The 792-nt window shown below is 44.4% G+C and carries 2 protein-coding genes; both read right to left on the bottom strand.

The genetic code is table 11. The annotated features are described in order from the left end of the window. Window positions 1-464 (bottom strand): polyprenyl diphosphate synthase (gene uppS, locus A3739_RS03535; protein ID WP_068500341.1); only part of this gene is annotated, 464 nt, incomplete at its 3' end. A gap of 60 nt (window positions 465-524) precedes the next feature. Further along, window positions 525-792, bottom strand: a 268-nt coding sequence (locus tag A3739_RS03540; protein WP_156502315.1) for a ribosome-recycling factor, incomplete at its 5' end; no start/stop codon positions are given.

A 792-nucleotide genomic window follows, 5' to 3' on the forward strand; every position in this document is an offset into this window, starting at 1 on the left:
TGGGCGAGATGACGAACCGTATTCGCAATATCCCATTGACCACCATAGTTTGCGGCAACCACCAAGGTCATCCCAGTATTGTCAGCAGTTAACGACTCAGCACTTTCCATATGCTTTTGAAGCGACTCGCTAAACTTGGAGCGATCACCAATAATTCTTAAACGAATATTATTCTTGTGAAGCTTCTTAACCTCGCGCTGTAGCGCAAACAAAAACAGCTTCATTAGCGCACCAACTTCAATTGCTGGGCGACGCCAGTTCTCNCTACTAAATGCAAACAAGGTAAGAACTTCTATCCCTTCTTTAGCACAAGCACCTACTACTGAGCGCACGGCCTCTACCCCAGCCTTATGACCGGAAACGCCAATTTGCTTTCGCGCTTTTGCCCAACGATTATTGCCATCCATAATGATCGCAATATGCTTTGGTTTAGAATCTGCGCAATACGGTATCTTTGAACTCATTATTATCTTTAAACACTAATAGGGCCGCATAAAGCAGCCCTTAGTTATCTATTGGGAAGCTTAAACTTCCATCAAATCAGATTCTTTATCTTGTAGCATTTTCTCAACATCAGCTACGTACTTATCCGTTAGCTTTTGCATTTGATCTTCGCCACGCTTTTGGTCGTCTTCAGTAATCTCTTTTTCCTTGACCAAATCTTTAAGCATCGAATTACCATCGCGACGCGCGTTACGAATAGAGACTCGAGCACTCTCGGCGTCTGATTTAGCAAGCTTAACCATATCGCGGCGTGTTTCTTCGGTTAGCGCAGGCATCGGTACACGCACT

The organism is Oleiphilus sp. HI0067, assembly GCF_001635735.1.